The organism is Candidatus Frankia nodulisporulans, from assembly GCF_902806475.1.
GTDB classification, from domain to species: Bacteria; Actinomycetota; Actinomycetes; order Frankiales; family Frankiaceae; genus Frankia; species Frankia umida.
This window is the reverse complement of sequence record NZ_CADCWS010000202.1, coordinates 1-7792: the sequence shown is the minus strand read 5'-3', so window position 1 is coordinate 7792 and position 7792 is coordinate 1. Positions and strand designations below refer to the sequence as shown.

Sequence of the window (7792 nt, the reverse complement as noted above, 5' to 3'; positions counted from 1 at the left end):
TCAGCTTCTACAGCGCGTCGGAGGTTGCCGCTCGTCGGGCGACGCGCGTTTCAGATCGTCACCGCGGCCAATGTCGTCCTGCTGTCGCTGATCGTGGTCAGCGGCGGAGTGGTGCGCCTGAGCGGCTCCGGCCTGGGCTGTCCCACCTGGCCGCAGTGCGGTGACGGGTCGTTCACGCCGCACTCCGAGTACGCGTTGCACGGTGCGATCGAGTTCGGCAACCGGGTGATCGGCCTGGTCGTCGGGGTCGTGGTGCTGATCACCCCGCTGATGGCGCTGCGGCTGCGCGGCGGGCGGCGCCGTGATCTGACCCGGCTGTCGTTCGGGCTGTGGCTTGGCTACCTCGGCCAGGCGGTGCTCGGTGGGATCACGGTGCTCACCAAGCTGCATCCGGCCACGGTGGCGGCGCATTTCCTGCTGTCGATGGTGCTGCTATGGAACGCGGTCGTGCTGGAGCGCCGGTCCCGACAGGGGGCCGGTCCGGTGACACCGGCGGTCGCCCCCGCGTTGCTGTGGCTGGCCCGGCTGCTCGTCGTCGCCGCCGGGGCGGTGCTCGTGCTCGGGACCGTGGTCACGGGCACTGGTCCGCACAGCGGCGACGCCACCCATGGTGCGCGGTTCGGCTTCGACATCGTCAATGTCGCCCAGCTGCACGCCGACGGCGCGATGCTGCTCACCGGCCTCGCCGCGGCGATGGCCTTCGCCGTGCGGATCACCACGGCCCCCACCGCCGCGCGGCGCGGGTCGCTGGTGCTGCTGGCCACGATCGTCGCCCAGGCCGGGGTCGGGTTCGCCCAGTACTTCCTCGGCATCCCGTCCGGCCTGGTCGCCCTGCACATGACCGGCGCCACCGTGATGTGGATCGCCGCCCTCTACCTGTGGCTCGCCATGGCCCAGCGCCCCGCCCTCGAACCGGCCGCCGCCACCGCCAGCGCTGTCAGCGAGCCCCCGGCAGCCAGGACGGCCGCGGCCGAATCCGCCACGGCTGGCGTGGGGGCCGCACCCAGGGCCACGTCCGCGACGTCTCCCGAATCCGCGGCTGACCGCCCGGCAACCCCGGCCCTGTCGGCGAACCTCATCCCCTGACCGCCTGGCCGGCTCAGCCGCCCGGCCGGCTCAGTCACGCTCCCTCCGCCCCATCCGAGTCCGGCCGTGTCGCCGCCGGCCGTGTCACTGCCAGCGGCGGCAGTGGTGGTGGCGGCGGGGGCAGCGGCGGGGGCCGGTTCGCACCGGGTCGGTGGCCAGTCACGGCGCTGTCGGGTCCACGCTCAAAGACACGCGGGTCCTGTTGGACGGTGGTTCACGGCCGCGACCGTCTCGTCTTCTGGGCACGAGCCCGCGTGGAGCCGCGGATAGCGGGTGTCGATGGATCGGCCTCAAACCGGCCGATCGGCCACCCACCCCCTGCCGCTACTCCCCCAAAGCGGCCCCGAGACAGGCCAAGACAGCCCCGAGACAGGCCCAGGCCAGGGCGATGCAGGACGGGTTCGGGGCAGGCTCGATGCCCTGGCAGGAACACCCCACGGCAACCCGTGCAGCACGCACCTGCCCGAGAACCGGAACAAAAGCCGTGAAAGCCGCCTACTCAGGGGCGGGGAAACGGCCCTCCCTCAGGAGAGAGTGGGCCGGTGCCGGTCATGGCCGCGGCGGGCGGTGTCCGGTCGGCGCGGGCCCAGCGGCTCGGTCGTCCACACAGGGCTCGGTCGTCCACACAGGACGGTCGACGGCTGGCGGCCCGGACGGGGCAGACGAAACGGCCCCGGGCCGGCGTCACGCACGCCGGCCCGGGGCCGTGATTCGCATATCCCAGGGCCGTCCCGATCAGGACCTTCGACGGGCGTCCGAGAGACAGGTCAGACGACGGCGACGATGGCGATCGCGGTGAACAGGAGGGTGAGGTAGGTGATGGACATGTGGAACAGGTGCATGGCGCGCGGGTCCTCGCCGCGGGCGGTGCGCCGGACGATGCGGTGTGCCTCGACCAGGAACCAGCCGCCGACCGCGATCGCGCTGGCCAGGTAGAACCATCCGGTGTGTGCGACGGGGGCGAGTGCCAGGGACACCGCGACCATCCCGTAGGCGTAGAACAGGATGCGGCGTGTCACCGTCTCGGGTGAGGCGACGACCGGGAGCATCGGGATTCCGGCGGCGGCGTAGTCGTCACGGAACTTCATCGCCAGCGCCCAGAAATGGGGCGGCGTCCAGAAGAAGACGATCGCGAACAGCAGCGCCGCCGACCAGCTCAGTGATCCGGTGACCGCCGACCAGCCGATCAGCACCGGGAAACAACCGGCCGCGCCGCCGATGACGATGTTCGACGGGGTGCGGCGCTTGAGACCAAGTGTGTAGACGAAAACGTAGAACGAGATCGCGCCGAGCGACAGCAGCGCCGACGGCCAGTTCACCAGCAGGCCGAACATGAGCGTCGAGACGATGCCGAGCAGGATGCCGAACACGAGCGCCTCGGTCGGCGTCACGGTGGCGCGGACCAGGGGGCGCTTACGGGTGCGGCCCATCACCTGGTCGATGTCGCGGTCGACGTAGCAGTTGATCGTGTTCGCGCTGCCCGCGGACAGGGTGCCCGCGACCAGGGTCACGACGATGAGCCACACCGACGGCATACCGCGCTTGGCGAGCATCATCGCCGGCACCGTGGTGATCAGCAGCAGTTCGACCACGCGCAGTTTCATCAGGGCGACGTAGGCGCGCGCCTTCGCGTTCAGCGCGCCCAGCACACCCGAGCCGGCCCCCGCACCCGGTGCGAGCCGCGCCACCGGGCCACCCGCGACCGCGAGCGTCCCGACGCCACCGGCCACCGCGACGCCAGGAGACACCGAAACACCGTTGGACGCCGAAACGCCGTTGGACAGCGTGACGCTCACACCGTTCGACACCTTCACCCCGTTCGATGGAGCGACGCTCACCCCGTTGGACGGCTTGACCCCGTTCGACGGCTGCACGCCGTTGGACGGCTTGACGCTCACACCGTTGGAGGGCTGCACGCTCACACCGTTCGACGGCTGCACGCTCACACCGTTCGACGGCTGCACGCTCACACCGTTCGACGGCTGCACGCTCACACCGTTCGACGGCTGCACGCTCACACCGTTCGAGGGCGCCAGGCTCACACCGGTGGACGGCGCCAGGCTCACACCGGTGGACGGCCTGACGCCGTTGGAGCCCGTCACGGTGGCAGCGGCAGCCGGGTTCGGGGGCTGCGGCTGGACCTGGTGCGGGACCTGACCCAGTTCGGACTGAGCGGCCACGGAGCCAGGAGCCACCGCTGGTGACGTGTCCGACCGCACCGGGCCGCGTGTGGTGACGCGCCGGCGACGAAGGGCGGCCTCGGTAGACAGAGCGACCTCGCGATCGGCGGGATCGGCGGACGACCCGCACTGGACGGAGCCCCGGTTACGGAGCGCACGGTGTTCTACGACGTGTCGGAGTCTAGCTGTCGGATCGGGGCGCACGCGCGCCGGTCGCGCCTGGATCCCCCTGGGCGGGGATGCGGTCTGCCTCACGTCCGGCCCGCCGTCTGTCTCAGGTCCGGCCCGCGGGGTGCCGGTCGACCCGTCCCGGCTGGGCCGACCGCCCGGGTGGCCCGCCCGACCAGGTGGAAGTTGTGGTGGTGGTCGTCTCGCCATGGCATCGGTCACACTCCCCGTCCAGGCCATTTGACCTGGCTGTTCGTCTCATCGCTACCTGGGCGTCACGCAGGCGCACCGTGAGGGATCAGACTGGGATCAGACTGGGATGGCGCAGGCATGGTGGGGTAGGGGCCCAAGGGGTTGGACCGGATGGGCGGGTGCACTGCCCGAGGGCTGCATCCGGCACCGCCCGGCAGGTCTCATCCGGCCGCGTCGCCTGGCGCCAGGCCGGTGTGGGTTCGGCCACCTCGGCCGGATTCACGGATCATCCCGGCATGACGGACGCCGGGACGAGCTTGAGATCGTGTGAAGGATCCATCGCCGCGGAGAGGAAACACACCACCGATGAGCACCCCCCTGTCCGAGCTCTCGGCCGCCGGAGTGGCGGTCTGGCTGGACGACATCAGCCGTCAGCGACTGCGCACCGGCAATCTCGCCGACCTGGTCGCCACCCGCGATGTCGTCGGTGTGACCAGTAACCCGACGATCTTCCAGAAGGCGATCGGTTCGGGCGATCAGTACTCCGAGCAGCTGCATGACCTGAAGGTCCGTGGCGTCGATGTCGGTGAGGCCGTTCGGGCGATCACCGCGGCCGACGTCCGCGAGGCCTGCGACGTGCTGCGTGGCGTGTACGACGCCAGCGGCGGGGTCGACGGCCGGGTCTCCCTGGAGGTCGACCCCCGGCTGGCCCACGACACCGAGCGCACCGTGGCCGAGGCCCGCGCGCTGTGGTGGCTCGTCGACCGGCCGAACCTGTTCATCAAGATCCCGGCCACCCTCGCGGGCCTGCCGGCGATCACCCGGGTGATCGCCGAGGGGATCAGCGTCAACGTCACCCTGATCTTCGGCCTGGAGCGCTACGAGGCGGTGATCGAGGCCTTCCTGACCGGTGTCGAGCAGGCCGTCGCCGCCGGGCGTGACGTCTCCGATCTCGCCTCGGTGGCGTCGTTCTTCGTCAGCCGGGTCGACTCCGAGGTGGACAGCCGCCTCGACAAGATCGGTACGCCGGCGGCGAAGGCCCTGCACGCCAAGGCCGCGATCGCGAACGCGCGCCTAGCCTACGAGCGATACGAGAAGATCTTCGGCTCGCCCCGCTGGGCGGCACTGGCCGCCAAGGGCGCCAAGGCGCAGCGTCCGCTGTGGGCGTCGACCTCGACGAAGGACCCGTCGCTGCCGGACACGATCTACGTCACCGAGCTGATCGCCCCCGGCACCGTCAACACGATGCCCGAGGCCACGTTGCAGGCGTTCGCCGACCACGGCAGCGTGTCCGGCGAGACGATCCGGCCGAACTACGCCGACGCCCGGGCGGTGTTCGCCGCCCTCGCCACGGTCGGCGTCGACATCGATGATGTCGTGGAGACGCTCGAGGCACAGGGCGTCCAGAAGTTCGAGGACTCGTGGAAGCAGCTGCTCGACACGGTGGCCCAGCAGCTCGGCCGCTCCGATGCCGCCCGCTGACCGGCCCACGACGAACACGAAGGGGGATCGGGTGGCGTCCACGCTGAACTCCAACCCACTGCGGGATCCGCGCGACCGCAGGCTGCCGCGACTCCCGGACGCCAGCGCCCTCGTGGTGTTCGGCGTGACCGGAGACCTCAGCCGCAAGAAGCTCATCCCGGCCGTGTACGACCTGGCCAACCGCGGTCTGCTGCCGCCGGGGTTCGTCCTGCTCGGCTTCGCCCGGCGCGACTGGGAGCACGGCGACTTCGCCCAGTTCGCCCGCGAATCCGCCGAGAAGGGGGCGCGTACCCCGTTCCGCGCCGAGGTGTGGGACCGGCTGGAGAGCTCGATCCGGTTCGTACCGGGATCGTTCGACGATGATGTGGCCTTCGACAAGCTCTGCGCCACGCTGGAGGAGCTTGACCGCAGCCACGGCATCGGCGGCAACGCGGCGTTCTACCTGTCCGTCCCGCCGTCGGCGTTCCCGGTCGTGCTCAAGCAGATGCAGCGCACCGGCCTGGCCAACACCGGCGGCGACGCCTGGCGCCGGGTGGTCATCGAGAAGCCGTTCGGGCATGACCTCGACTCCGCCCGCGAGCTGAACTCGCTGGTGGACGACGTGTTCACACCGGCCGGGGTGTACCGGATCGACCACTACCTCGGCAAGGAGACGGTACAGAACCTGTTCGCGCTGCGCTTCGCGAACACGTTGTTCGAACCGATCTGGAACTCGCAGTTCGTCGACTCGGTGCAGATCACCATGGCCGAGGATGTCGGCATCGGCACCCGGGCCGGGTTCTACGACGAGACCGGTGCCGCCCGCGACGTCCTGCAGAACCACCTGTTGCAGCTGCTGGCGCTCACCGCGATGGAGGAGCCGGTCAGCTTCAGCGCGGAGACCATCCGCACCGAGAAGATCAAGGTTCTGCGCGCGGTGTCGCTGCCGGACGACCTGGCTCGCTACGCGGTGCGCGGTCAGTACGAGCAGGGCTGGCTCGCGGGCGAGCGGGTCGCCGGCTACCTGGACGAGAAGGACATCCCACCGGACTCGCGGACCGAGACCTACGCGGCGGTGCGCCTGGGCATCGAGACCCGGCGCTGGGCCGGTGTGCCGTTCTACCTGCGCACCGGCAAGCGGCTGCCGCGGCGGGTCACCGAGATCGCGATCGTGTTCAAGAAGGCGCCGCACCTGCCCTTCGACCAGACCGACACGGCCGAACTCGGCAACAACCAGCTCGTCATCCGGGTGCAGCCGGACGAGGGTGTCACGCTGAAGTTCGGTTCCAAGGTGCCGGGCTCGGCGATGGAGGTCCGCGACGTCGCGATGGACTTCCTGTTCGGCGAGGCGTTCACCGAGGCGCTACCCGAGGCCTACGAGCGGCTCATCCTGGACGTCCTGCTCGGCGACGCGACGCTGTTCCCGAACAACGCCGAGGTCGAGGAGTCGTGGCGGATCATCGACCCGCTCGAGGAGCACTGGGCGAGCACCACCCCGTTCCGGTACCGGGCGGGCAGCTGGGGTCCCACGGCCGCCGACGAGATGCTCGCCCTCGACAGCCGCCGCTGGCGGCGCCCATGATCGCCGCCGGGCATCCCACCGTCTCCGGACGCACCTTTGGACGCACCTTCGGACGTTCGTCCCGGGCGCAGTGCCGTCGCTGGGCGGAGAGGAGCATCTCGTGACCACACTGTGGGACACCACCGGATCCGATGTGGTCAAGGCGCTCGCGGCCGAACGGCGTGCGGCCGGGGCCCTCGCCTTCGGTCTGGCGCTCACCCTCGTCGCCGTCGTCGACGAGAAGAACGTCCGCGAGGCCGAGGCCGCGGCGACCCAGGCGGCGTCCGCGCATCCGTGCCGGCTGCTGCTGGTCGTGCGCCGCCAGATCGACGCGCCGCATCCCCGGTTGGACGCGGAGGTGTCGATCGGCGGCCGGCTCGGCCCGGGCGAGGCCGTCGTCATGCGGATGTCCGGACGCCTCGCGCTGCACGCCGAATCGGTCGTGCTGCCCCTGCTCGCCCCGGACGCCCCGGTCGTCACCTGGTGGCATGACGAGCCGCCGGTCCGGATCGCCCACGACCCGCTCGGTGTGTTCGCCGACCGCCGCGTCACCGACGTCTCCCGGGCACCCGACCCGCTGGCCGCCCTCACTCAGCGGGCCACGGACTTCGCCCCGGGCGACACCGATGTCGCGTGGACCCGGCTCTCCCCGTGGCGGACCCTGCTCGCCGCCGCGTTCGACGCGGTCAGCGACCAGCCGACCGCCGTGACGATCAGCGCCGGACGGTCGAACCCGAGCGCCCAGCTGTTCGCCGGCTGGCTGCGCAACCGGCTCGGCGTCGCGGTGACGGTGCGCGAGACCGGTGGCGACGCCACCATCGGCGGCGTCGCCGTCGATGGTGGCAGCGACCGCCTCGCGATCACCCGCACCGACGCCCATTCGGCGACGATCGCCCGTTCCGGTTACCCCGACCGGGTCCTGCCGCTGGTCGAAGGCGGCCTCGGCGAGCTGCTCGCCGAGGAACTGCGTCGCCTCGACGACGACGTCACCTTCGCCGAGGCGCTCGGCACCTGGAGCAACCTGCCGAACCTGGCCGAGCGCAACCCGCATCGCGAGCACATTTGGCGCGACCCGATGCAGCACACCCCGGTCCCCGCCGGCGTGGGCGCGGCCACCGCGGCGGCCCCCGCCACCCCCGCCGCG

6 protein-coding genes are annotated in these 7792 nt (G+C 71.1%); 5 read left to right on the top strand and 1 reads right to left on the bottom strand.

What is annotated here, in order from left to right:
• Window positions 1-1086, top strand: a 1086-nt coding sequence (locus tag G6R24_RS15985; RefSeq protein ID WP_420840668.1) for a COX15/CtaA family protein, incomplete at its 5' end; no start/stop codon positions are given.
• A gap of 767 nt (window positions 1087-1853) precedes the next feature.
• Here the strand turns inward: G6R24_RS15985 and G6R24_RS15980 are convergent.
• Window positions 1854-2723 carry a heme o synthase gene (locus G6R24_RS15980; RefSeq protein WP_163550043.1) on the bottom strand — a complete coding sequence of 290 codons (870 nt, stop codon included), beginning with the start codon at window positions 2721-2723 and terminating at the stop codon, window positions 1854-1856.
• 148 nt (window positions 2724-2871) lie between these two features.
• Between G6R24_RS15980 and G6R24_RS15975 the strand changes: the two genes are divergently transcribed.
• From G6R24_RS15975 to G6R24_RS15960, 4 genes are all read left to right on the top strand, one after another.
• Window positions 2872-3243 carry a hypothetical protein gene (locus G6R24_RS15975; protein WP_163550041.1) on the top strand — a complete coding sequence of 124 codons (372 nt, stop codon included), beginning with the start codon at window positions 2872-2874 and terminating at the stop codon, window positions 3241-3243.
• A 749-nt stretch (window positions 3244-3992) separates the two neighbouring features.
• Entirely contained in the window at window positions 3993-5108 is a 1116-nt protein-coding gene (gene tal / locus G6R24_RS15970) for a transaldolase (protein ID WP_163550040.1), read from the top strand.
• Window positions 5109-5139: 31 nt separating this feature from the next.
• On the top strand, window positions 5140-6669 hold the full coding sequence (gene zwf, locus G6R24_RS15965; protein WP_163550039.1) for a glucose-6-phosphate dehydrogenase: 1530 nt from the start codon (window positions 5140-5142) through the stop codon (window positions 6667-6669).
• Window positions 6670-6769: 100 nt separating this feature from the next.
• A partial coding sequence (locus tag G6R24_RS15960) for a glucose-6-phosphate dehydrogenase assembly protein OpcA (RefSeq protein ID WP_163550038.1) occupies window positions 6770-7792 on the top strand: 1023 nt, incomplete at its 3' end.